The sequence below is a fragment of the Streptomyces xylophagus genome, from assembly GCF_000716435.1.
Taxonomy (GTDB): Bacteria; Actinomycetota; Actinomycetes; order Streptomycetales; family Streptomycetaceae; genus Streptomyces; species Streptomyces xylophagus.
In genome coordinates, this window is the sequence record NZ_JNWO01000013.1 from 1 (window position 1) to 20,132 (window position 20,132).

Annotated in this window: 29 protein-coding genes and 3 pseudogenes; 25 read left to right on the plus strand and 7 right to left on the minus strand. The window is 66.1% G+C overall.

What is annotated here, in order from left to right; translation table 11 throughout:
• The 4 genes and pseudogenes from OO70_RS27290 to OO70_RS27305 all read left to right on the plus strand — a co-directional run.
• A pseudogene (locus OO70_RS27290) lies at positions 1-967 on the plus strand (glycosyl hydrolase 115 family protein); the annotation flags it as partial.
• Positions 968-980: 13 nt separating this feature from the next.
• On the plus strand, positions 981-1,412 hold the full coding sequence (locus OO70_RS27295; RefSeq protein ID WP_407702830.1) for a hypothetical protein: 432 nt from the start codon (positions 981-983) through the stop codon (positions 1,410-1,412).
• Positions 1,413-1,484: 72 nt separating this feature from the next.
• On the plus strand, positions 1,485-3,500 hold the full coding sequence (locus OO70_RS27300; protein ID WP_234336930.1) for a hypothetical protein: 2,016 nt from the start codon (positions 1,485-1,487) through the stop codon (positions 3,498-3,500).
• Complete coding sequence (locus OO70_RS27305) at positions 3,497-4,021, plus strand: hypothetical protein (protein ID WP_043676803.1); 525 nt, start codon at positions 3,497-3,499, stop codon at positions 4,019-4,021. The genes OO70_RS27300 and OO70_RS27305 overlap by 4 nt, the downstream gene beginning before the upstream one ends.
• A 49-nt stretch (positions 4,022-4,070) precedes the next feature.
• Here the strand turns inward: OO70_RS27305 and OO70_RS51340 are convergent, their stop codons facing one another.
• From OO70_RS51340 to OO70_RS27330, 5 genes are all read right to left on the minus strand, one after another.
• Positions 4,071-4,466 carry a hypothetical protein gene (locus OO70_RS51340; protein WP_051741651.1) on the minus strand — a complete coding sequence of 132 codons (396 nt, stop codon included), beginning with the start codon at positions 4,464-4,466 and terminating at the stop codon, positions 4,071-4,073.
• A 166-nt stretch (positions 4,467-4,632) separates the two neighbouring features.
• The gene (locus OO70_RS27315) at positions 4,633-6,012 is read right to left on the minus strand and encodes a S41 family peptidase (protein WP_043676805.1); all 1,380 of its coding nucleotides are present in this window, start codon (positions 6,010-6,012) and stop codon (positions 4,633-4,635) included.
• A gap of 148 nt (positions 6,013-6,160) precedes the next feature.
• On the minus strand, positions 6,161-6,514 hold the full coding sequence (locus OO70_RS27320; RefSeq protein ID WP_051741653.1) for a hypothetical protein: 354 nt from the start codon (positions 6,512-6,514) through the stop codon (positions 6,161-6,163).
• 51 nt (positions 6,515-6,565) lie between these two features.
• Complete coding sequence (locus OO70_RS27325; RefSeq protein ID WP_043676807.1) at positions 6,566-7,312, minus strand: WXG100-like domain-containing protein; 747 nt, start codon at positions 7,310-7,312, stop codon at positions 6,566-6,568.
• Positions 7,313-7,316: 4 nt separating this feature from the next.
• On the minus strand, positions 7,317-7,640 hold the full coding sequence (locus tag OO70_RS27330; protein ID WP_043676809.1) for a hypothetical protein: 324 nt from the start codon (positions 7,638-7,640) through the stop codon (positions 7,317-7,319).
• A 127-nt stretch (positions 7,641-7,767) separates the two neighbouring features.
• Between OO70_RS27330 and OO70_RS27335 the strand changes: the two genes are divergently transcribed.
• On the plus strand, positions 7,768-8,121 hold the full coding sequence (locus OO70_RS27335; protein WP_043677211.1) for a hypothetical protein: 354 nt from the start codon (positions 7,768-7,770) through the stop codon (positions 8,119-8,121).
• 168 nt (positions 8,122-8,289) lie between these two features.
• Here OO70_RS27335 and OO70_RS56165 read toward each other — a convergent pair.
• Positions 8,290-8,633: pseudogene (locus tag OO70_RS56165) on the minus strand (ATP-binding protein); the annotation flags it as partial.
• A gap of 225 nt (positions 8,634-8,858) precedes the next feature.
• On the opposite strand from OO70_RS56165, the pseudogene OO70_RS57090 reads away from it, so the two are divergent.
• Positions 8,859-9,479: pseudogene (locus OO70_RS57090) on the plus strand (Scr1 family TA system antitoxin-like transcriptional regulator); the annotation flags it as partial.
• A gap of 69 nt (positions 9,480-9,548) precedes the next feature.
• Positions 9,549-9,797: a DUF397 domain-containing protein gene (locus OO70_RS27345; protein ID WP_043677214.1), complete on the plus strand. Its 249-nt coding sequence runs from the start codon at positions 9,549-9,551 to the stop codon at positions 9,795-9,797.
• A gap of 45 nt (positions 9,798-9,842) precedes the next feature.
• Here the strand turns inward: OO70_RS27345 and OO70_RS27350 are convergent, their stop codons facing one another.
• The gene (locus OO70_RS27350) at positions 9,843-10,997 is read right to left on the minus strand and encodes a right-handed parallel beta-helix repeat-containing protein (protein WP_051741655.1); all 1,155 of its coding nucleotides are present in this window, start codon (positions 10,995-10,997) and stop codon (positions 9,843-9,845) included.
• 629 nt (positions 10,998-11,626) lie between these two features.
• On the opposite strand from OO70_RS27350, the gene rpsJ reads away from it, so the two are divergent.
• From rpsJ to rplR, 18 genes are all read left to right on the plus strand, one after another.
• Positions 11,627-11,935, plus strand: coding sequence for a 30S ribosomal protein S10 (rpsJ, locus tag OO70_RS27355; RefSeq protein ID WP_003948644.1), 309 nt, complete (start codon positions 11,627-11,629; stop codon positions 11,933-11,935).
• Positions 11,936-11,952: 17 nt separating this feature from the next.
• The gene (rplC, locus tag OO70_RS27360; protein WP_043676814.1) at positions 11,953-12,597 is read left to right on the plus strand and encodes a 50S ribosomal protein L3; all 645 of its coding nucleotides are present in this window, start codon (positions 11,953-11,955) and stop codon (positions 12,595-12,597) included.
• Between the two features lie 7 nt (positions 12,598-12,604).
• The gene (gene rplD, locus OO70_RS27365; protein WP_037747970.1) at positions 12,605-13,261 is read left to right on the plus strand and encodes a 50S ribosomal protein L4; all 657 of its coding nucleotides are present in this window, start codon (positions 12,605-12,607) and stop codon (positions 13,259-13,261) included.
• Positions 13,261-13,680, plus strand: coding sequence for a 50S ribosomal protein L23 (rplW, locus tag OO70_RS27370; protein WP_043676817.1), 420 nt, complete (start codon positions 13,261-13,263; stop codon positions 13,678-13,680). The genes rplD and rplW overlap by 1 nt, the downstream gene beginning before the upstream one ends.
• Before the next feature lie 38 nt (positions 13,681-13,718).
• Positions 13,719-14,555 carry a 50S ribosomal protein L2 gene (rplB, locus tag OO70_RS27375; RefSeq protein ID WP_043676819.1) on the plus strand — a complete coding sequence of 279 codons (837 nt, stop codon included), beginning with the start codon at positions 13,719-13,721 and terminating at the stop codon, positions 14,553-14,555.
• A gap of 12 nt (positions 14,556-14,567) precedes the next feature.
• On the plus strand, positions 14,568-14,849 hold the full coding sequence (gene rpsS / locus OO70_RS27380) for a 30S ribosomal protein S19 (protein WP_019055518.1): 282 nt from the start codon (positions 14,568-14,570) through the stop codon (positions 14,847-14,849).
• A 40-nt stretch (positions 14,850-14,889) separates the two neighbouring features.
• On the plus strand, positions 14,890-15,237 hold the full coding sequence (gene rplV, locus OO70_RS27385; RefSeq protein ID WP_006604878.1) for a 50S ribosomal protein L22: 348 nt from the start codon (positions 14,890-14,892) through the stop codon (positions 15,235-15,237).
• Entirely contained in the window at positions 15,237-16,088 is an 852-nt protein-coding gene (gene rpsC / locus OO70_RS27390) for a 30S ribosomal protein S3 (protein ID WP_019072283.1), read from the plus strand. The genes rplV and rpsC overlap by 1 nt, the downstream gene beginning before the upstream one ends.
• A gap of 5 nt (positions 16,089-16,093) precedes the next feature.
• Entirely contained in the window at positions 16,094-16,513 is a 420-nt protein-coding gene (gene rplP / locus OO70_RS27395; protein WP_010986348.1) for a 50S ribosomal protein L16, read from the plus strand.
• Complete coding sequence (rpmC, locus tag OO70_RS27400) at positions 16,513-16,737, plus strand: 50S ribosomal protein L29 (RefSeq protein ID WP_043676824.1); 225 nt, start codon at positions 16,513-16,515, stop codon at positions 16,735-16,737. Before rplP ends, rpmC begins: the two co-directional genes overlap by 1 nt.
• A complete protein-coding gene (gene rpsQ, locus OO70_RS27405; protein WP_043676826.1) occupies positions 16,737-17,021 on the plus strand; it encodes a 30S ribosomal protein S17 in 285 nt (94 codons plus the stop codon). The genes rpmC and rpsQ overlap by 1 nt, the downstream gene beginning before the upstream one ends.
• A 99-nt stretch (positions 17,022-17,120) precedes the next feature.
• Complete coding sequence (gene rplN / locus OO70_RS27410) at positions 17,121-17,489, plus strand: 50S ribosomal protein L14 (protein ID WP_003998823.1); 369 nt, start codon at positions 17,121-17,123, stop codon at positions 17,487-17,489.
• Between the two features lie 2 nt (positions 17,490-17,491).
• Positions 17,492-17,815, plus strand: a complete 324-nt coding sequence (gene rplX / locus OO70_RS27415) for a 50S ribosomal protein L24 (RefSeq protein ID WP_019072281.1) — start codon at positions 17,492-17,494, stop codon at positions 17,813-17,815.
• Entirely contained in the window at positions 17,815-18,372 is a 558-nt protein-coding gene (rplE, locus tag OO70_RS27420; protein WP_019072280.1) for a 50S ribosomal protein L5, read from the plus strand. Before rplX ends, rplE begins: the two co-directional genes overlap by 1 nt.
• Before the next feature lie 5 nt (positions 18,373-18,377).
• Positions 18,378-18,563, plus strand: a complete 186-nt coding sequence (locus OO70_RS27425) for a type Z 30S ribosomal protein S14 (RefSeq protein ID WP_003948630.1) — start codon at positions 18,378-18,380, stop codon at positions 18,561-18,563.
• 209 nt (positions 18,564-18,772) lie between these two features.
• On the plus strand, positions 18,773-19,171 hold the full coding sequence (rpsH, locus tag OO70_RS27430; RefSeq protein ID WP_013001411.1) for a 30S ribosomal protein S8: 399 nt from the start codon (positions 18,773-18,775) through the stop codon (positions 19,169-19,171).
• Between the two features lie 22 nt (positions 19,172-19,193).
• A complete protein-coding gene (gene rplF / locus OO70_RS27435) occupies positions 19,194-19,733 on the plus strand; it encodes a 50S ribosomal protein L6 (protein ID WP_043676830.1) in 540 nt (179 codons plus the stop codon).
• 3 nt (positions 19,734-19,736) lie between these two features.
• A complete protein-coding gene (rplR, locus tag OO70_RS27440) occupies positions 19,737-20,120 on the plus strand; it encodes a 50S ribosomal protein L18 (protein WP_019055526.1) in 384 nt (127 codons plus the stop codon).
• Positions 20,121-20,132 lie beyond the last annotated feature (12 nt).

Consider the following 20,132-nt stretch of genomic DNA (forward strand, 5'->3'; position numbering starts at 1 on the left):
GGACAACGTGGCGTTGCCGGATGTGCTGTTTCCGGCGGTGCGGCGGATTGAGGTGGGGGAGGGGGCGGGGTTGGGGGTGGCGGTGGACGGTGCTTCGGGGGCGGAGTCGGGGGCGTGGTGGCCGGGGGGTGCGTCGGGGGTGTCGGCCGTACTGCCTGCGTTCAGTCCGTATCAGACGCGGCCGCAGCAGTTCGTCGAGATGTTCAACCGGGGGCGTACGGCGTTCGAGTATCGGATCGAGACGTCGGTGCCGTGGTTGGTGGTGGACCGGCCGCGGGGGCGGGTCGAGCGGCAGGTGCGGGTGGAGGTGGGGGTGAACTGGGCGCGGGTGCCGGGGGGTTCTGGGGCGCGGGGGTCGTTGACGGTGCACGGTGCGGGGGAGTCGGTCACCGTCTCGTGCGTGGCTGAGTCGCCGTCGGGGCGGGGGTTGCGGGGGTTCGTGGAGGCGGGCGGTTACGTGGCGATCGACGCGGAGCACTACGACCGGGCGGTCGGCGGGTGGCGTCGTATCGACGGCATCGGGCGTACCGGCGCGGGGGTGACGCCGTGGCCGGTGACGCTGCCCAGGCAGACGCCGGGTGGGGCGGGTTCGCCGCGACTGGAGTACGAGGTGAGTCTGTTGGCGCCGGTTCCCGGGGGTGAGGTGACGGTGTGGGCGTACCTGTCCCCTCGTAACCCTGCGTTGCCGACGGGCGGGCTGCGCTACGGCGTCTCGCTCGACGCCGGGCCGATCGAGACCGTCGACATCAACGCCGGTGCTGATGACGGGCTGTTGAACGGGGTGTGGGCGCGCCACACCTCCGACAACGTCAACGCGACGGCGACGAAACACTCCGTGACGAAGGCCGGGGTCCATCGGTTGAAGTTCTGGATGGTGGACCCGACGGTGGTGCTGCAGCGGCTCGTGATCGACACGGGGGGTCTGCCGGCGCTGTACCTGGGGCCGTTGGAGAGCCGGCGGGTGTAGCGAGGGGACTTCAGTGGGCGTGCCGAGTGTGTCGAGCGTGCTGGGCGTATCGGGTGTGCTGGGCGTATCGGGTGTGCCGAGCGAGTTGGGCGTTTCGGCACCGAGCTCGGCACCGGGGAAGCTGGCGTCCTCGCCGGCGGAGAAACGGGCAGCGGCGAGGGCGATCGAGGAGCACATCCGGCCCGACACGCTCGTGGCGGGGCGCTGGGCCGACGAGGAAATGGGCGCCGCCGTACGGGAGTTCGCGGCGAAGGACGGGGACGGGTGGCTCACCTCGGCCGCTCTCAAGAAGGCGCACGGGGCGTGGGCGGACCAGGTGAAGAACCTGATGGACCGGCTCGGCGCGGAGACAGATGCGCTGCGGAGCGGGAACGCGGTGCTGACCAGTACGGATCTGGCGGTGGGGTCGACGTTGCGACAGCAGTCCTCGCTGGACACGTACTGAGGTCAGCTGGATACGTGTTGGGTCATCGGGACTATTGGGGCGACTGGGCGCATGCCGACGTATCACGAGATCATGACCACCGACCTGGCCAGGCTGAACATGGCGGCCGAGCGCTGGGACGGGATGGCGGGCGAGTTCGAGAAGCAGGAGACGGCGTACCGGCGGGATGTGCACGGCATCTCCATGAGCACGTCGTGGACCGGCCTCAGCGCCGACGCGGCGAACGCCCGCTTCGACACCACGCTCAAGGAGTTCCAGTACGCGCAGAAGGAGGCCAAGGCCGTCGCGGCGCTGTTGCGGGACGCGCACGACCGGTTCGTGGAGCTGCGGGGCGGGGTGGTGGCGGCACGGTGGGACGCGGTCCGGGCGGGCATGACCGTCTCGGAGCAGGGGGTGGTGAGCCCGGGCCCGGACCAGCCGGACACCCCCGGCGATTCCAAGGTCGTCCAGTCGTGGCAGGACCACATCGCCAAGGCGGTACGCGATGTGACGGACGCGGACACGGGCGTCCGGATCGCCCTGGCGGGAGTCGTCGTCGACTCGGAACTGCTGGCCGGCGGCCGGGGCTTCAACGGCAGGGCGATGGGCGACGTCGAACAGTACGAGGCGGAGAAGGCGGACGGGTACCTGGAGAAACTGGCGAAGGGCGACCATCTGACGGAAGCCCAACTGGCCGAACTGGAACGGTCCTTCCGCGACAACAGCGGCGACGAGGCGTTCTCGCAGCTGCTCCTGGACGACCTGGGCCCCACCGGCACGATCAAGCTCACGAACGAACTGAACGACCGCATCCACGTCCAGGGCGGCGCCGGGTCGGGCACCTACTCGACGATCGAGACAGGCCTGGCGAACACCCTCGCTACGGCGACGAGACACCCGAAGTCCGACTGGTACCGGAAGTGGCGCACCGGCATGCGGCACGCGGGCATCGCGCACTACGCCACCGACGCCCAGGGCCTCCACCTGGACAAGGCCGTCGGCTACCAGTCGCTCGTCTCCCTGATGCAGAAAGGCCACGGGTACGCCCCCGGGATGGTCGAGGACCTCACCGGCGACATGATCGCCGCGGAGAAGAAGAACCCCGGGATCTGGCGAGTTAAGGGCGGCTACAGCGGCTCACGTGACGGCTGGTTCGCCAACGACCCGGTCGACGGCATGCTCGGCATCATGAGCCGCGACCCCGCCGAGGCCGCGCGTTACCTCCACTCCGAGGCCCACATGAAATACCTCATGAAAGACCGCGACTGGAATGTCTCCCTCAATGACGACGGGGTTTCGAAGGGCGGCCACTACGTGCCCGGGCTGGACGGGGACGATCGGGCAGGGTTCGGGGCGGCGCTGCAGGCGGGGGCCACGGGGATCGATCCTGCGGATCGGTATGGGCATCAGGTGGGGGATCGGGGGACGAACGATGCGGTGTTCAAGTCGGCGTTGAAGTATTTGTCCGAGAGCGGTGACGATTTCCCGCCGTCGTTGCGAAAGCCGATGGCGAATGTGCTTGTCAATCATGGGGATTCGGTGCATGCGGCTATGAGCGAGGTTGATGTTCGCAAGTCGCCCTTGGATCAGCATCAGCTTTTTGAGGTTGCGAAGCAGGTGTCCAAGGACGAGGGGGCGTACGGCACGCTGAACGGCGGGATGAACCAAGCATTGGTTTCGGATATCCATCACGATCACTCGAGCTCGGGCGCTTCCCTGACCAGGGCTGGCCGGACCGTCGGGTTCCTGGAGGAGGCTCGAGTGCAGGCTGCGGGGGACCCGAAGGTCGCGGAGTTCGAGACCAAGCCGCTCTTCGACAAGGCGATCAGTTATATCCCGGTGGTTAGTGGCGATGTGCAGACGGGGTTTGACTACGTGACGGATCAGTGGCTGGCTGATGAGCAGCGGCGGCTGGATGAAAAGCAGGCGAACGACAATGTCCGGACGTACACCAAGAGAAACGGCCAACTGATGGCACTCGCAGAAGAGTGGGAGAAGGCTCATCATACGGACGGCGATTCGTACTTCGACCCCAAGGTTGAGGCCAATAAATCTGCCAGAGAGGGGATTGCGCAGGCAACCGGGATGTCCGGAGAGCAACCTAGGTGAACGTCCGCCAGATTCTGACCGCGGTGACGTTGTCTCTTCTCGCGGTATCCTGCGACTCCTCCGCTGATCGCGAGCTCCCGAGGGCTATTTGCGGTACGCCCATCGATCCCACTGTCACTCGTCCGCTGATGACGTCCACGGACGACCTGCACGAGTTCACTCGAGTCGATCGTTCCGAGGAAATCACCGCACCCTGCGTGCTGCTCTCCGGGCGTGATCCTGTTCTTGAATTCAGCTTCTCCTGGGATAACACGGCAAGGGATCTCATGTACCTGGCGACGGATACCGGTTCGACGTCGGGAATCAGACAACCGCGCGGGATCGACTTCACCTACAAGACAATCGTCGGCACCGACGGAGCCATCTCGATCGCCCCCTGCAAGACCAAGCGAGGCAACTACTTCACCCTCACCCTCCAAGCCCCCCAAATGCCCCTCACGGACCAAACCCACCGCAAGGACATCGAGAGGTTCATGCGGGCCTACTTCCCGGCGACCCTCAAGACCTTGGGGTGCAGGTGAGAGGTGGTGCCGGATATCGCATCCGGCACCACCCACCTGTGTGCACGACTTACGAAGCCACGAGGTAGCTGATGCTCTCGCCGGGTTGTGTCTTGAACTCCAGGCGGAAGCGGGTGTTGTCCCGCACGTTGGTGGACAACGTTGCCCATCCCGGATACGGCAGCAGTTTCCAACGGCTACAGCTGATCGTCGCACCGTTGGCCCGCTCCAGGCAGGAGCGGGCGTCCGTCTGGTATCGGACGTACGTGAGCCGCACGTTGATGTCCATGCAGCGGTTGGTCGTGTAGTAGGGCCCCACCGCGTTGAAGCCGTACGGCAGCCTGATGGTCGCCGACCGTGCGCCGCCGTAGCAGCTCGTTGCGGCGGAACTGACTCCTGCGCTCGGTCCCGACATACCCCCCAAGGCCATGGCTGCCACAAGAGCGATCTTCGCCCACTTGCGCATACACACCTCCATCGACAGACCGGATTATTCGGTCGATGAGCAGATTAACTGCTCCATTACATATTTTTGGAGGTGATGATAATTAATGACACCAAAAGGCCATTCGGGGTGATGCCTTGGGTGTTGGTGTTCGGCGCGGTAAGTCTTGTTGTCCAGTACTCCGGGTTCAGTGGCCGGCCCCGAGGAGATTCATCGCTCGGTCGAACGCCGAGTCCTGCCCCTTGTCGAACTCCTCCTTCGTGAACACCGGCACCGTCACCTGTGGCGGAATCCCCGTGCCGTCGAAGGTCCGGCCCGAGTCGGTCAGGTACTCCTCGTTCGGGAGCCAGGCGGTCATTCCGTTGGGGAGTTCGCGTTCCATGACGTCGGAGAAGACACCCTGGGTGGGCTGGCCGATGCGGATCGTGCGGCCGGGGCGGTCGATCAGGGCCTGGGTGAAGGTCTCGCCCGCGCTCACCGTCGAGCCGCCGGTCAGGACAGCGATGGGGCCCGTATAGCGGGGTGCCGAGGCCGGGATCACCGGGATCGGCTCGGGGCGGGTGTGGCGGCTCGGGTCCGTCGGGTCGTTGCGGGCGCGCTTGGCGTAGGCGACGTAGGGGGTGCCGGTCAGGCGTTCCGCGATGTGGATGCCGAGGGCGTCGGAGCCGCCGCCGTTGATGCGCAGGTCGATGATCAGGCCGTGCAGGTGACGTGCCCGTTCCGGCGTGAGGACGGTGTTCAACGCCCGGTCCAGCTCGGCCAGTTGGGCCGCGTACGACGCCTCCTCGTCGGGCAGGTAGCCGTCGAAGCCGGAGATACGGAGGTAGCCGAGACGCCCGCCGCCCGCCAGGTCCGCGTACGTGATCCGGCCGTTGGCGAAGTCCCGGCGGTATGGAGCGTTCGCCAGATCCCGCGTCTTGATGAACTTCTTGACCTTCGCGTCCAGTTCCTCGCTTGGCACCTCGGTGCCAGGGCGGCCCTCGGCGAACACGCGGTCGCCGTCCTGGACCGCGACGTGGGCGTCGTAGAGCGGACGCACCATCCTGCTGAAGATGTCGAACAGTGCCGCCCTGGTCGTGTCCTTGTGCACCTGCGGGCGGTACTCGTCCCGTACCGCGTGCCAGTCGATGCCCTTGGCCGCGAAGAACGGGTAGTTCTCCTCGTAGGACTGCCAGAAGACGTCGAAGGAGGTCAGCGGGTCTTTCGGGGTCGGGTGGGTGCAGGCGGCGGGCAGGGTCGAGATGCGGACCAGCTTGCGGTGACCCACCGCGCTGGCTGCGCCGAGTGTGGCGTGGTCGCCGTCCCGGCCCAGCCGTACGGTCAGAACGTCGCCGCCCACCGTGTACGTCCCCGGTCCCGTCCGCCGTGCGGTGTCGCCCTTGAGGCAGCTCACGGCGGTGGTCTGGTACTCCTGGTACGTCCTGTGACCGAGGGCGAGGACCGTGCCGTAGCCGTCCATCCGCCAGAGGCCGTTGACGGTGTGATTGGTACCGGAGGCGGACGCGGCCGGCGCGGCGATGCCTGCGGCGAGGGTCAGGGCGATGACGGTGGCGGTGGCGGTACGCACGTGGTGTTCTCCCAGTGGTGCGGTGGTCCGAGCTGTATGGCACGCATGACCTGTATGTCCCATAACCCTGACCGACCGGCCGCCGCCCGGGCCATCCGGCACACCCGAACATCGAAGTGAGGGAAACCCCCGGGACCCCGGCCGCGCATCAGGAAGTTTTTTGACCTGCGCGCTCCTCGTCGATCTCCGCCGCCTGTTCTGCCAGATACGCCCGTGCCGCCGCCTCCTGGTTCACGCGTTCGTCGAGGGAGAGGCGCTCGTACCCGCGGAAGCCCTGAACCATGCGATCGCCCAGTGCCTCCGCGTACGAGGGGACCCGGGCGGCCTCGCGCAGGCCCGTCCGGCCGCTGAGGACCTCGCGGGCCATCTCGCGCAGCGGATCGTCGGGGGCACGGTCGTCGGCGAGTTTCTGAAGGGCCTTGCGAAGTGACCGGGCGCGGGCCTGGTCACCGCCGGTGAGGTTCATCAAGTCCGCGTCGCCGATGCGTAGTTCGTCGGGCATGCGCGTCCTCCTTGTGGCGTGAGGGAGGTCCGTCGGGTGCTGGATGCCGTATCAGATCGACGGGCTCGGGTGGTCGTACTCGCCGATCTTCGTGAACTCGGAGATCGTTCCGTAGAGGGTCGCGCCGATGGTCTCCACCGCACCGACGGTGCCGTTCACGATGCCCTGGACGTTGCCGATGGCCTCGGTTGCCTGGCCCCAGAGGCGGAGCATGTTGGCGATCTCCAGTGCCGCGAGGCCGTAGCCCAGCGCCGCGCCGGCGCCGGTCCACGACAGTGCGGTTCCGGCCGCAAGCTCGACGGCTGTGATTAACAGGCTGTCGATGATGCCGCTCAGACAGCCGTTGATGGCCTCGGCCGTGGAATAGGCCGAGTGGGCCAGGTGGTCGTACTCGGTCCTCAGCTTGCCGAACTCGTCCCTGATCTCTTCGAGTTTCGCCGCACAGGTGTGGAAATAGGTGTATGCCGCATCGGCGGCACGCCCGTTCCACGTGGAGTCGAGGGTCTTGTTGCCGGACCTGACGTTGCCGGAGACCGCTTCGACGGCTCTGCCCAACTGGTCCCAGATATCACCGCACTTGGCGAACGACTCCCAGTCGCCGGCGAACCACTGGATCACTTCGTCCAGCGGATTGAAGCCGAAGACCGTGTTGCACGCCTCCATCACCCAGTACGTCGGGCTCGCCAGGTCGCCACAGTTGTTGAAGACGTCGAGGATCGATCCCTGGGAGTAGTCGCTCGGTGCGGCCGGAGCCCTGAGCAGACTCGTTGGTTCGGTAACGTCGATGAAGTCGGACACGGAGTTACTCGACCGGGCGCTTCACGAGGGGATAGGTCGCGTCGACGCGCGCTGCTACAGCCAGGTCTGTGTGCGTGTAGTACTTCTTGTTGCGCTCCAGTTCCGAGCTCGCCGCTCTCAGGACCTCTTGCAGTCTGTCCATTGCCCCGTTGACCGTCTCGACCGTCGACGTGTGCGTGGACAGGAAGAGGCTCAGCACGCCCTGGTCCGAGACGCCGATACCGGTGTACCGGGTGCAGTGGCTCTTGAAGTCCGCCGCGTCGTGCGCCGCGCGGCTGATCTGCCTCGCATATCCGCTGAGGTCCCAGGGATTGACTCGGAGATTCACTTCGTGCCTTCCGTGCTCATGGCCGGTTTGCCTGCACTGCCAACTCCCGCGTGGGTGCATACGTTTCGCGATTCGCCGGAAGTAATGAGCGAACAGGGCTGTCAATCCCGGTAGGGTGCACGCCGTGATGAACCGCGAGAACGGGGCAAACCCCGACGAAGGAGTCCACCTCGGCGACGGCACAGATGCGCTGGCCGCGGTCGACGACCGAGTTCGGAGTCTGTTCACCGGCCTCACCTGCATCTTCGTGACACTGCTCGCCGTAGGCCTGCTGGCGGTGCTCCGCCGGTCCGCGACAGGCCAGGGGGAGGCGCCCGGCGGTCTTCAGGTGATCGCGGCCGTCATGGGGCTCGCGGTGGTTGCGGTCGCGGTGTGGTTGGTCGTCCGGGCCCGGCGCGCCCAGAGGTGGCTGCCGCTGCTGATCGCATGCGGGGGCTGTGTCGGCTGGATGGCCGTCATGGCCCTCGTGGGGCGGATCTAGCCAGGAGGTTCCTGCGCCGGCGGGGGCCGATCAAGAGCACCGGTTGGGTTTCCCGGGTTACGGGACCGCTCCGTATGGATTCAATGGATTCATACGGGTCCTCTTCCACGCCACCTCAAGACTCCGTGCTGCCGGGAGGTGGGGTGGGGTGGGGCTTGGTGGTGGTTTTCACCGTCGTGGTTCTTGGGAAAGAGCGCCCCTCGCACCGGAGCACGAGGACCCGTGCTCCGGTTCCGGTACGAGGTCCAGTTCCACCCAGATCGTCTTGCGCGGGCGCGGTCCCGGGCGACGCCCCAGCAGTCGGCGAGCGCCTCGACGAGGAGGAGCCCCCGGCCGGATTCGGCTTCCGCAGACGGGTGTTGGGGGCGGGTTAGGCGGTCGCCGCAGGGGTCGGTGACCTCGATGCGCAGGGTGCCGCCGACGACGTAGAGCGTGAGTCTGAAGTCCCGGCCCGGGACGCGGCTGCGTGTGGCTGCGTTGGCCGTTGGCTCGGCCACGACATGCTGCGCGGGGTGCGGACGGCAGGAGTGCGCTGAAGTTGCGGGCGGTGTTGGGGAGTTGGGCCTCGGACTCGGCGGTTTCTTGATTCATGTCACTCAGCGTGGCCGACCGTGCTTGCCTTGACGTGCGATGACGCCTGTACGTATCCGCCCTGTCCCGTCGTTGTCTCGCGTTGTCTCGGCTGTCTCCGACGACGTACGGGTACGGGTACGGGTGCCCGTTGGAGGTGGGTGGCCATGAGTGACGAAAGCGTGAGCAACGAGAACGAGAACGAGAAGGAGAACGAGAACGAGGGCGTGGACGAGGCTGGCTGGGACCTCGAACCCGGCGACGAGAGCGCGCCGTTGGTGGAGGCAGTGGGGCGACTCGTCAGGTTCTGCCGGGAGCAGGCCGGGATGCGGGTGGCCGACTTCGCCCAAGTCCATGGGGTACGGCGAGGACATGATCCGCAAGATCGAGCACGGGGTGCGGATTCCCAGGGTGGAGTTCCTGGACCGGGCCGACGACGTCCTGAACGCGGGTGGGCATCTGCGGGCGTTCAGGGAGGACGTGGAGAAGGCCCGGTACCCGAAGAAGGCGCGCGAACTGAAGGAGTTGGAGGACCGGGCGGTTGAGGTCCTGCTGTACAGCAATCACAACATCCAGGGGTTGCTTCAGACGCCGGAGTACGCGCGGGCACTCTTCCAGGTGGCACAGCCCGCGTACTCGCCGGACGAGGTGGAGCGGGGGATCGCCGCGCGCACGGCACGGAAGTCGATCTTCGAGCGGAGCCTGCCCCGACGCTCAGTTTCATCCAGGAGCAGGTGACCCTTGAGCGTCCCCTCGGTGGGAAGATGGTGCTGCGCAGGCAGCTCGAAACGGCCCCGGGCGCAGGCTCTCCCGCCGAGGGAGTCACGGGTCTTCATCGAGCGAGCGCTGGGAGCACTATGAACACCCCCCAACTCCACTGGTTCAAGAGCAGTTACAGCGACAGCAGCAACGGCAATGACTGCGTAGAGGTTGCCCTCGACTGGTTCAAGAGCAGCTACAGCGACAGCAGCGATATCAACGACTGCGTCGAGATAGCCACCACCCCCCACACCATCCACATCCGCGACTCCAAGAACACCCAGGGCCCCCGCCTCGCCCTCGCCCCCACCGCCTGGACCGACTTCGTCGCGTACGCCGCCGAGTAGCGCCAAGTCGGCCGGTCCAGGCAGTCAGTCGGAGGGGGCCGTCCCTTACGGGCTCACCACCTTGCCGCCGAACGTCACCGCGAGGGTGCCGCCCGAGGTGAAGGACCAGCCCAGGCTCCCGGAATAGGACGCGCACCGCGCCCCGTTCGCCCCGGTCCAGAACTGGTTCGAACCGTCCGCGTCGCCCACCGTCTTGTCGTTCGAGCCGCTGACCGCGAACCGGCACGACGTGTTCGTACGGAACACCGACGTGCCCGTGTCGAAGGAGAAGTTGCGTTCCGCGTTGTCGATGCCGACGTTGTTCGAGATCGTCATCGTGCCCGGGTTGCTGTTGTAGGTGAACCCGTGATGGCCGTTGCCGTAGGCGATGTCGTGCCGGACGACGTGGTTGACGGCGATGTCGTCGCCGCCGAGCTTGTAGCCGTTGCGGTCGCCGTCGCCGCTCTGGCTGCCGTCGGTGAGGGTCCCGTTGCCGTAGGAGAGGCTGTACTCGATGGTCACCGGGCCGATCGCGCCCGTGTCGGTCTTGGTGTACAGGTCCCAGCCGTCGTCGATGTTGTTGTGGGAGACGTCGTAGCGGAAGACGTTCCCGGTACCGGTCGTCAGCTTCGCCGCGAAGCCGTCCGCGTCCTCGCCGTCCGAGTCCGCGTTGTCGTGCGACTCCGAGCTCACGATCAGGTTGTTCGAGGGCCAGGACGAGCTCGGTGTGCTGGAGGAGATGCGGCCCAGTTGGAGGCCCGTGTCGCGGTTGTACGACGTCACCGTGCGCTCGATGACGTTGTTGCTGCCTCCGACGTAGATCCCGTTGTCGCCCGCGTGCGACACGGTGAGGCCGTACAGATGCCAGTAGTTGGCGTACAGCTGCAGCCCGCGGTTCGACGAACTCTCGCTCTGGGAGGAGAAGTTGAGGACCGGGGTCTCGCCGTTGTAGGCGGAGAGCGTGGTGCGGGCGGCCGACGTGCCGTCCGCGCCCGCCGGGATCGTGATCGTCGAGGCGTATGCGTACGTCCCGCCGCGCAAGTAGATCGTGCCGCCCGACGCGATACGGCTGATCGCCGTGGCGAGGGTGGTGGGGGCGGCCAGGGTGCCCGCCGCGCTCGTGGTGCCGGTCGGTGACACGTACTGGGTGGCGCTCGCGGCCTGTGCCGGGGTGCCGGAGAGTGCTACGAGCGTGCCGGCCACCAGGCCGACACACGCCATGACTGGTCTCACTTGCATCGTTCTGCCTCCAGGGTCGTCCCATGACCAGGAATCCAGGGTTCCGTGCAGGTGCTCCTTGCGGGAGAAAGCGCTTTCCCGTGTCTCGTCAGGGAACGTAAGCGCTTGCTATGGGCGCGTCAAGGTGCGCGTACTTGATTCTCGTTCACAGGGGTGAATGCGATCCGGAGGCTCGTCGCGCGCGTGTGTTTGACCTGCGTCACTCCGGGGGTAATCTCTACGCCCCGATTGGCCAGCCCCCTGCCCCATATGGCAGACTGTCGGAGTTGCTCGGTCGAGTGTTGATGCTGCGCGTCTCCCGTCGGGAGAACCGGAAGCGAGTCCCACAGTACTCGTCGCCCCAACTGCCTTACGGCAGCGCTGAGGCGGACGTACGGGAATCTTTCGGGAAGTGTCAGTGCAGCGCCGGCCAGGCACCCGGTGGGCTTCTTCGCCCTCGGCTTGCGGTTCCGGAAGGGCCGTGCTTTCCCAGTAGGGAAGTTCCGAACCTTGGGACTTCTGTGTCGGTGAGAGCGCGACACACCCGACCGCGTGGGTCGGAGGAATCGAAGCGAGCAGAAGGGCTCAACCGGGGTGCAGAGCGTTACTAGAGACAGGACTACTGAGTAGCCATGGCGGGACAGAAGATCCGCATCCGGCTCAAGGCCTACGACCACGAGGTCATCGACAGCTCGGCGAAGAAGATCGTCGAGACGGTGACCCGCACTGGTGCGTCGGTCGCGGGCCCGGTGCCGCTGCCCACTGAGAAGAACGTGTACTGCGTCATCAAGTCGCCGCACAAGTACAAGGACTCTCGCGAGCACTTCGAGATGCGCACGCACAAGCGCCTGATCGACATCCTCGACCCCACCCCCAAGACCGTTGACTCTCTGATGCGACTCGACCTGCCGGCCGGTGTCGACATCGAGATCAAGCTCTAGGGGTCGGTGAGCTGAAGATGGCAAAGCAGATCAAGGGCATCCTGGGCGAGAAGCTCGGCATGACGCAGGTGTGGGACGAGAACAACCGTGTTGTTCCGGTCACCGTCGTCAAGGCCAGCCCCAACGTCGTGACCCAGGTCCGTACGAACGACAGTGACGGCTACGAGTCGGTCCAGATCGCCTTCGGCGAGATCGACCCGCGCAAGGTGAACAAGCCCCTCAAGGGTCACTTCGCCAAGGCCGATGTCACGCCGCGTCGCCACCTCGTCGAGATCCGCACCGCGGACGCCTCCGAGTACACGCTCGGCCAGGAGATCACCGCTGAGGTGTTCGAGGCCGGCGTCAAGGTCGACGTGACCGGCAAGAGCAAGGGCAAGGGCTTCGCCGGTGTCATGAAGCGCCACAACTTCCGTGGCCTCGGCGCCGGTCACGGTGTCCAGCGCAAGCACCGCTCTCCCGGCTCCATCGGTGGCTGTGCCACCCCGGGCCGTGTGTTCAAGGGCGTCCGCATGGCGGGCCGCATGGGCAACGAGCGGGTCACCACCCAGAACCTGACCGTTCACGCCGTTGACGCGGAGAAGGGACTGCTCCTCATCAAGGGAGCCATCCCGGGTCCGAACGGCGGCCTCGTCCTGGTCCGCACCGCGGCCAAGGGGGCCTGAGGACACTATGAGCACCATTGACATTCTGTCGCCCTCCGGCGACACCGCCGGGACCGTAGAGCTCCCGGCCGAGATCTTCGACGTAGAGAAGATCAGCATTCCGCTGCTTCACCAGGTCGTCGTCGCACAGCTGGCCGCCGCCCGTCAGGGCACGCACAAGGTCAAGCGTCGTGGCGAGGTCCGCGGTGGCGGTAAGAAGCCGTACCGCCAGAAGGGCACCGGCCGCGCCCGTCAGGGTTCGACCCGCGCCCCGCAGTTCGCCGGCGGTGGCGTCGTCCACGGCCCCACGCCGCGCGACTACTCGCAGCGGACCCCGAAGAAGATGAAGGCCGCGGCCCTGCGCCACGCCCTCACCGACCGGGCCCGCAACGCTCGCATCCACGTCATCACCGGCGTGATCGAGGGCGAGACCCCCTCCACCAAGGCCGCCAAGAGCTTCCTCGGCAAGGTCAGCGAGCGCAAGAACGTGCTCCTGGTCATCGAGCGCTCGGACGAGGCCGCGCTGCTTTCCGCGCGCAACCTGCCCCAGGTCCACATCCTGGAGCCGGGCCAGCTGAACACGTACGACGTTCTCGTCTCGGACGACGTGGTCTTCACCCAGGCCGCTTTCGAGTCCTTCGTGTCTGGCCCCCAGGCCGCTGACACCGAAGGGAGCGAAGCCTGATGGCTACGCGTCACCCGAGCATCGCCTCGAAGGCCGCCAAGGCCAAGAAGGTCGCGCGCATCGCCAAGGCGAAGCGCCACGAGACCGAGGGCAAGAACACCGTCGAGACGCCGATCAGCAAGTCGTTCACGGACCACCGTGACGTGCTGCTGAAGCCGGTCGTCTCCGAGAAGAGCTACGCCCTTCTCGACGGCGGCAAGTACACGTTCATCGTCGCCCCGGGCGCCAACAAGACCCAGATCAAGCAGGCCGTCCAGGCGGTCTTCTCGGTCAAGGTCACCGGGGTCAACACGATCAACCGCCAGGGCAAGCGCAAGCGCACGAAGACCGGCTTCGGTCAGCGTGCCAGCACCAAGCGCGCGATCGTGACCCTCGCTGAGGGCGACCGTATCGACATCTTCGGCGGTCCGACCGCGTAAGCGGGTCGGATCGTCCGATATCGGACGAGGACTGAGAAATGGGAATCCGCAAGTACAAGCCGACTACGCCGGGCCGTCGTGGCTCCAGCGTCGCCGACTTCGTCGAGGTCACGCGGTCCACGCCGGAGAAGTCGCTGGTTCGCCCCCTGCACAGCAAGGGCGGCCGTAACAATTCCGGTCGTGTGACCGTTCGCCACCAGGGTGGCGGACACAAGCGCGCCTACCGCGTCATCGACTTCCGTCGCCATGACAAGGACGGCGTGCCGGCGAAGGTCGCGCACATCGAGTACGACCCCAACCGCACCGCGCGCATCGCGCTGCTGCACTACGCGGACGGCGAGAAGCGTTACATCCTCGCCCCCCGCAACCTGTCGCAGGGCGACCGCGTCGAGAACGGTCCCGGGGCCGACATCAAGCCGGGCAACAACCTGGCGCTCCGCAACATCCCGGTCGGTACCACGATCCACGCGATCGAGCTCCGTCCGGGTGGCGGCGCCAAGTTCGCCCGCTCCGCCGGCGCCTCGGTGCAGCTGCTCGCGAAGGAGGGCACCATGGCCCACCTCCGCATGCCCTCCGGTGAGATCCGCCTGGTCGACCAGCGCTGCCGCGCCACGGTCGGCGAGGTCGGCAACGCCGAGCAGAGCAACATCAACTGGGGCAAGGCCGGTCGTAAGCGCTGGCTGGGCGTTCGCCCGTCCGTCCGCGGTGTTGCGATGAACCCGGTCGACCACCCGCACGGTGGTGGTGAGGGAAAGACCTCCGGTGGTCGCCACCCGGTCTCCCCGTGGGGTCAGAAGGAGGGTCGTACTCGCTCGCCGAAGAAGGCTTCGAGCAAGTACATCGTCCGCCGCCGCAAGTCGAACAAGAAGCGCTAGGAGCGGGTTTAGATGCCGCGCAGTCTCAAGAAGGGGCCCTTCGTCGACGGACACCTCATCAAGAAGGTGGACGTACAGAACGAGGCCGGCTCCAAGAACGTCATCAAGACCTGGTCCCGCCGCTCGATGATCGTCCCGGCCATGCTCGGCCACACGATCGCGGTGCACAACGGCAAGACCCACATCCCGGTGTTTGTCACCGAGTCGATGGTCGGCCACAAGCTCGGCGAGTTCTCGCCGACGCGCACCTTCCGGGGTCACGTCAAGGACGACCGGAAGTCGAAGCGCCGCTAGCGCGGGGCGACCGACCATGACAAACACTGAAGGGACAACCATGGAAGCCAGGGCCCAGGCGCGGTACATCCGCGTCACGCCCATGAAGGCCCGCCGCGTGGTGGACCTCATCCGTGGCATGGACGCCACGGAGGCTCAGGCGGTCCTGCGTTTCGCCCCGCAGGCCGCGAGCGTGCCGGTCGGCAAGGTGCTTGACAGCGCCATTGCCAACGCCGCACACAACTACGACCACACCGACGCCGGCAGCCTCGTCATTTCCGAGGCGTACGTCGACGAGGGTCCGACCCTGAAGCGGTTCCGGCCGCGTGCCCAGGGCCGCGCCTACCGGATCCGCAAGCGGACCAGCCACATCACCGTGGTCGTCAGCAGCAAGGAAGGAACCCGGTAATGGGCCAGAAGGTTAACCCGCACGGGTTCCGGCTCGGCATCACCACGGACTTCAAGTCCCGGTGGTACGCCGACAAGCTGTACAAGGACTACGTCAAGGAAGACGTCGCCATCCGTCGGATGATGACGTCCGGCATGGAGCGCGCCGGCATCTCGAAGGTGGAGATCGAGCGCACCCGTGACCGCGTGCGTGTGGACATCCACACCGCTCGTCCGGGCATCGTCATCGGCCGCCGTGGCGCCGAGGCCGACCGCATCCGCGGTGACCTCGAGAAGCTCACGGGCAAGCAGGTCCAGCTGAACATCCTCGAGGTCAAGAACCCCGAGACGGATGCCCAGCTGGTCGCGCAGGCCGTCGCCGAGCAGCTCTCCTCCCGCGTCTCCTTCCGCCGCGCCATGCGTAAGAGCATGCAGTCGGCGATGAAGGCCGGCGCCAAGGGCATCAAGATCCAGTGCGGCGGTCGCCTCGGCGGCGCCGAGATGTCCCGCTCGGAGTTCTACCGCGAGGGCCGCGTGCCCCTGCACACGCTCCGCGCGAACGTGGACTACGGCTTCTTCGAGGCCAAGACGACCTTCGGCCGCATCGGTGTGAAGGTCTGGATCTACAAGGGCGACGTCAAGAACATCGCCGAGGTCCGCGCCGAGAACGCCGCTGCCCGTGCGGGTAACCGCCCGGCTCGCGGTGGCGGCCCGGGCGGCGACCGCCCGGCCCGTGGCGGTGGCCGCGGTGGCGAGCGTGGCGGCCGCGGCCGCAAGCCGCAGCAGCAGTCCGCGCCGGCTGCCGAGGCCCCCAAGGCCGAGGCTCCCGCCGCCGCTGCCGCTCCGGCTGAGAGCACCGGAACGGAGGCCTGACCGACATGCTGATCCCCCGTAGGGTCAAGCACCGCAAGCAGCACCACCCCAAGCGCCGTGGTCAGGCCAAGGGCGGTACGCAGGTTTCGTTCGGCGAGTACGGCATTCAGGCCCTCACGCCGGCGTACGTGACGAACCGCCAGATCGAGGCCGCTCGTATCGCGATGACCCGCCACATCAAGCGTGGCGGCAAGGTCTGGATCAACATCTACCCGGACCGCCCGCTCACGAAGAAGCCTGCCGAGACCCGCATGGGTTCCGGTAAGGGTTCTCCCGAGTGGTGGATCGCGAACGTGCACCCGGGACGGGTCATGTTCGAACTGTCCTACCCCAACGAGAAGATCGCCCGTGAGGCCCTCACTCGCGCAGCCCACAAGCTGCCGATGAAGTGCCGGATCGTCAAGCGCGAGGCAGGTGAAGCGTGATGTCGGCCGGTACCAAGGCGTCCGAGCTGCGCGAACTGGGTGACGAGGAGCTTCTCGCGAAGCTCGTCGAAGCCAAGGAAGAGCTGTTCAACCTCCGCTTCCAGGCGGCGACCGGTCAGCTCGAGAACCACGGTCGGCTCAAGGCCGTCCGGAAGGACATCGCGCGGATCTACACCCTGATGCGTGAGCGCGAGCTGGGCATCGAGACGGTGGAGAGCGCCTGATGAGTGAGAGCAACGTGACCGAGACCGCTGAAGCTCGCGGCTTCCGCAAGACCCGTGAGGGTCTCGTCGTCAGCGACAAGATGGACAAGACCGTCGTCGTCGCCGTCGAGGACCGCGTGAAGCACGCGCTGTACGGCAAGGTCATCCGCCGTACGAACAAGCTCAAGGCCCACGACGAGCAGAACGCTGCGGGCGTCGGCGACCGTGTCCTCCTCATGGAGACGCGTCCGCTGTCCTCGACGAAGCGCTGGCGCATCGTCGAGATCCTCGAGAAGGCCAAGTAATTCATTCCTGCGGGCAACCTCGCAGGACAGTTCCGCCAGGCTCCAAGGGCCGTTCACTGAACGGCCCTTGGGGAACCGGCAGACGATCAGGAGATAGACGTGATCCAGCAGGAGTCGCGACTGCGCGTCGCCGACAACACTGGTGCGAAGGAAATCCTTTGCATCCGTGTGCTCGGTGGCTCCGGTCGCCGCTACGCGGGCATCGGTGACGTCATCGTCGCCACCGTCAAGGACGCGATCCCCGGTGGCAACGTGAAGAAGGGTGACGTCGTCAAGGCCGTCATCGTTCGCACCGTCAAGGAGCGCCGCCGTCCGGACGGCTCGTACATCCGCTTCGACGAGAACGCCGCCGTCATTCTGAAGAACGACGGCGACCCTCGCGGCACCCGCATCTTCGGCCCGGTCGGGCGCGAGCTGCGCGAGAAGAAGTTCATGAAGATCATCTCGCTGGCTCCGGAGGTGCTGTAAGCATGAAGATCAAGAAGGGTGACACGGTTCAGGTCATCACCGGCAAGGACAAGGGCAAGCAGGGCAAGGTCATTGCCGCTTACCCGCGCGACGAGCGCGTCCTGGTCGAGGGTGTCAACCGGGTCAAGAAGCACACCAAGGCCGGCCCCACCGCCAAGGGCTCGCAGGCCGGTGGCATCGTCACGACCGAGGCGCCGATCCACGTCTCCAACGTCCAGCTGGTCGTTGAGAAGGACGGCAACAAGGTCGTCACGCGTGTCGGCTACCGCTTCGACGACGAGGGCAACAAGGTTCGCGTTGCCAAGCGGACGGGTGAGGACATCTGATGACTACCACCACCACTCCGCGTCTCAAGACGAAGTACCGCGAGGAGATCGCGGGCAAGCTGCGTGAGGAGTTCTCCTACGAGAACGTCATGCAGATCCCCGGCCTCGTCAAGATCGTGGTGAACATGGGTGTCGGCGACGCCGCCCGTGACTCCAAGCTCATGGACGGTGCCGTCCGTGACCTGACCACGATCACCGGTCAGAAGCCGGCCATCACCAAGGCCCGCAAGTCCATCGCGCAGTTCAAGCTGCGCGAGGGTCAGCCGATCGGTGCCCACGTCACGCTCCGTGGCGACCGCATGTGGGAGTTCCTGGACCGCACCCTGTCGCTCGCGCTTCCGCGCATCCGCGACTTCCGTGGTCTGTCTCCCAAGCAGTTCGACGGTCGTGGCAACTACACCTTCGGTCTCACCGAGCAGGTCATGTTCCACGAGATCGACCAGGACAAGATCGACCGCGTCCGGGGTATGGACATCACCGTGGTGACCACGGCGACCAACGACGCCGAAGGCCGTGCCCTTCTCCGTCACCTCGGCTTCCCCTTCAAGGAGGCGTAAGCGAGATGGCGAAGAAGGCTCTGATTGCCAAGGCTGCTCGTAAGCCCAAGTTCGGTGTGCGCGGCTACACCCGCTGCCAGCGCTGCGGCCGCCCGCACTCCGTGTACCGCAAGTTCGGCCTCTGCCGCGTGTGCCTTCGTGAGATGGCTCACCGTGGCGAGCTGCCGGGCGTGACCAAGAGCTCCTGGTAATCCCTGTAATCAGGGGTTCCGAAGCTCTCGGTAAGTAAAGGGTCCGGTCAGGTGCCCACCTCTCCATGGCTTAGGCTAGGAGGGTTGGGCGCCTGACGCCCAAACGACTTACTACGCCGTAGGTCCACCGCACCGCACCCGCCTCGTCTCGGATCGAGGAGAGGGATGGGCACCTGGAAACCCCGGCGAGAGAGGCCGAAGGCCAATTCATGACCATGACTGATCCGATCGCAGACATGCTTACGCGTCTGCGGAACGCGAACTCGGCATACCACGACTCAGTGACGATGCCGGCATCGAAGATCAAGTCGCACATCGCGGAGATCCTCCAGCAGGAGGGCTTCATCACGGGCTGGAAGGTCGAGGACGCCGAGGTCGGCAAGAACCTCGTTCTCGAGCTGAAGTTCGGCCCGAACCGTGAGCGCTCCATCGCGGGCATCAAGCGGATCTCCAAGCCCGGTCTCCGGGTTTACGCGAAGTCCACCTCCCTGCCCAAGGTGCTCGGTGGCCTCGGCGTGGCGATCATCTCCACGTCGCACGGTCTCCTCACCGACAAGCAGGCCGGCAAGAAGGGCGTAGGCGGAGAAGTTCTCGCCTACGTCTGGTAGCGGAAAGGAATCGGAAGAAGCTATGTCGCGTATTGGCAAGCTCCCCATCACGGTTCCCGCCGGCGTGGACGTCACCATCGACGGCCGTACGGTCTCGGTCAAGGGCCCCAAGGGCTCGCTGACCCACACCGTTGCATCGCCGATCGACATCGCCAAGGGTGAGGACGGCGTTCTCAACGTCACCCGCCCCAACGACGAGCGTCAGAACAAGGCCCTGCACGGCCTGTCCCGCACGCTGGTGGCGAACATGATCACCGGCGTGACCGAGGGTTACGTGAAGAAGCTCGAGATCAGCGGTGTCGGTTACCGCGTTGCGGCCAAGGGATCGAACCTCGAGTTCGCGCTCGGCTACAGCCACTCGATCACCGTCGAGGCGCCCGAGGGCATCTCGTTCAAGGTCGAGAACCCGACGCACTTCTCGGTCGAGGGCATCGACAAGCAGAAGGTCGGCGAGGTTGCGGCCAACATCCGCAAGCTGCGCAAGCCCGACCCGTACAAGGCCAAGGGCGTCAAGTACGAGGGCGAAGTCATCCGGCGCAAGGTCGGAAAGGCGGGTAAGTAAGCCATGGCATACGGTACGAAGATCGCTAAGGGCGACGCTTACAAGCGTGCTGCCATCAAGCGTCGTCACATCCGCATCCGGAAGCACATTTCCGGTACGGCTGAGCGTCCGCGCCTGGTCGTGACCCGCTCCAACCGCCACATCGTGGCCCAGGTCATCGACGACATCAAGGGTCACACCCTGGCGTCGGCGTCGACCCTGGACACCTCGATCCGCGGCGGCGAGAGCGACAAGTCCGCGCAGGCCAAGTCGGTCGGCGCCCTGGTCGCCGAGCGCGCCAAGGCCGCCGGTGTCGAGGCTGTCGTATTCGACCGCGGTGGCAATCAGTACGCGGGGCGCATCGCCGCCCTGGCGGACGCCGCCCGCGAAGCCGGACTGAAGTTCTAGTCGCTTCCGTAG

Excerpts from the sequence above, each read along its gene's own strand:
- OO70_RS27300 (WP_234336930.1), top strand. The coding sequence starts at position 1,485 with ATGACCACCGACCTGGCCAGGCTGAACATGGCGGCCGAGCGCTGGGAC.
- OO70_RS51340 (WP_051741651.1), bottom strand. The coding sequence starts at position 4,466 with ATGCGCAAGTGGGCGAAGATCGCTCTTGTGGCAGCCATGGCCTTGGGG.
- OO70_RS27320 (WP_051741653.1), bottom strand. The coding sequence starts at position 6,514 with ATGCCCGACGAACTACGCATCGGCGACGCGGACTTGATGAACCTCACC.
- OO70_RS27335 (WP_043677211.1), top strand. The coding sequence starts at position 7,768 with ATGAACCGCGAGAACGGGGCAAACCCCGACGAAGGAGTCCACCTCGGC.
- OO70_RS27345 (WP_043677214.1), top strand. The coding sequence starts at position 9,549 with ATGAACACCCCCCAACTCCACTGGTTCAAGAGCAGTTACAGCGACAGC.
- OO70_RS27350 (WP_051741655.1), bottom strand. The coding sequence starts at position 10,997 with ATGGCGTGTGTCGGCCTGGTGGCCGGCACGCTCGTAGCACTCTCCGGC.
- rpsJ (WP_003948644.1), top strand. The coding sequence starts at position 11,627 with ATGGCGGGACAGAAGATCCGCATCCGGCTCAAGGCCTACGACCACGAG.
- rplC (WP_043676814.1), top strand. The coding sequence starts at position 11,953 with ATGGCAAAGCAGATCAAGGGCATCCTGGGCGAGAAGCTCGGCATGACG.
- rplD (WP_037747970.1), top strand. The coding sequence starts at position 12,605 with ATGAGCACCATTGACATTCTGTCGCCCTCCGGCGACACCGCCGGGACC.
- rplW (WP_043676817.1), top strand. The coding sequence starts at position 13,261 with ATGGCTACGCGTCACCCGAGCATCGCCTCGAAGGCCGCCAAGGCCAAG.
- rplB (WP_043676819.1), top strand. The coding sequence starts at position 13,719 with ATGGGAATCCGCAAGTACAAGCCGACTACGCCGGGCCGTCGTGGCTCC.
- rpsS (WP_019055518.1), top strand. The coding sequence starts at position 14,568 with ATGCCGCGCAGTCTCAAGAAGGGGCCCTTCGTCGACGGACACCTCATC.
- rplV (WP_006604878.1), top strand. The coding sequence starts at position 14,890 with ATGGAAGCCAGGGCCCAGGCGCGGTACATCCGCGTCACGCCCATGAAG.
- rpsC (WP_019072283.1), top strand. The coding sequence starts at position 15,237 with ATGGGCCAGAAGGTTAACCCGCACGGGTTCCGGCTCGGCATCACCACG.
- rplP (WP_010986348.1), top strand. The coding sequence starts at position 16,094 with ATGCTGATCCCCCGTAGGGTCAAGCACCGCAAGCAGCACCACCCCAAG.
- rpmC (WP_043676824.1), top strand. The coding sequence starts at position 16,513 with ATGTCGGCCGGTACCAAGGCGTCCGAGCTGCGCGAACTGGGTGACGAG.
- rpsQ (WP_043676826.1), top strand. The coding sequence starts at position 16,737 with ATGAGTGAGAGCAACGTGACCGAGACCGCTGAAGCTCGCGGCTTCCGC.
- rplX (WP_019072281.1), top strand. The coding sequence starts at position 17,492 with ATGAAGATCAAGAAGGGTGACACGGTTCAGGTCATCACCGGCAAGGAC.
- rplE (WP_019072280.1), top strand. The coding sequence starts at position 17,815 with ATGACTACCACCACCACTCCGCGTCTCAAGACGAAGTACCGCGAGGAG.
- OO70_RS27425 (WP_003948630.1), top strand. The coding sequence starts at position 18,378 with ATGGCGAAGAAGGCTCTGATTGCCAAGGCTGCTCGTAAGCCCAAGTTC.
- rpsH (WP_013001411.1), top strand. The coding sequence starts at position 18,773 with ATGACCATGACTGATCCGATCGCAGACATGCTTACGCGTCTGCGGAAC.
- rplF (WP_043676830.1), top strand. The coding sequence starts at position 19,194 with ATGTCGCGTATTGGCAAGCTCCCCATCACGGTTCCCGCCGGCGTGGAC.
- rplR (WP_019055526.1), top strand. The coding sequence starts at position 19,737 with ATGGCATACGGTACGAAGATCGCTAAGGGCGACGCTTACAAGCGTGCT.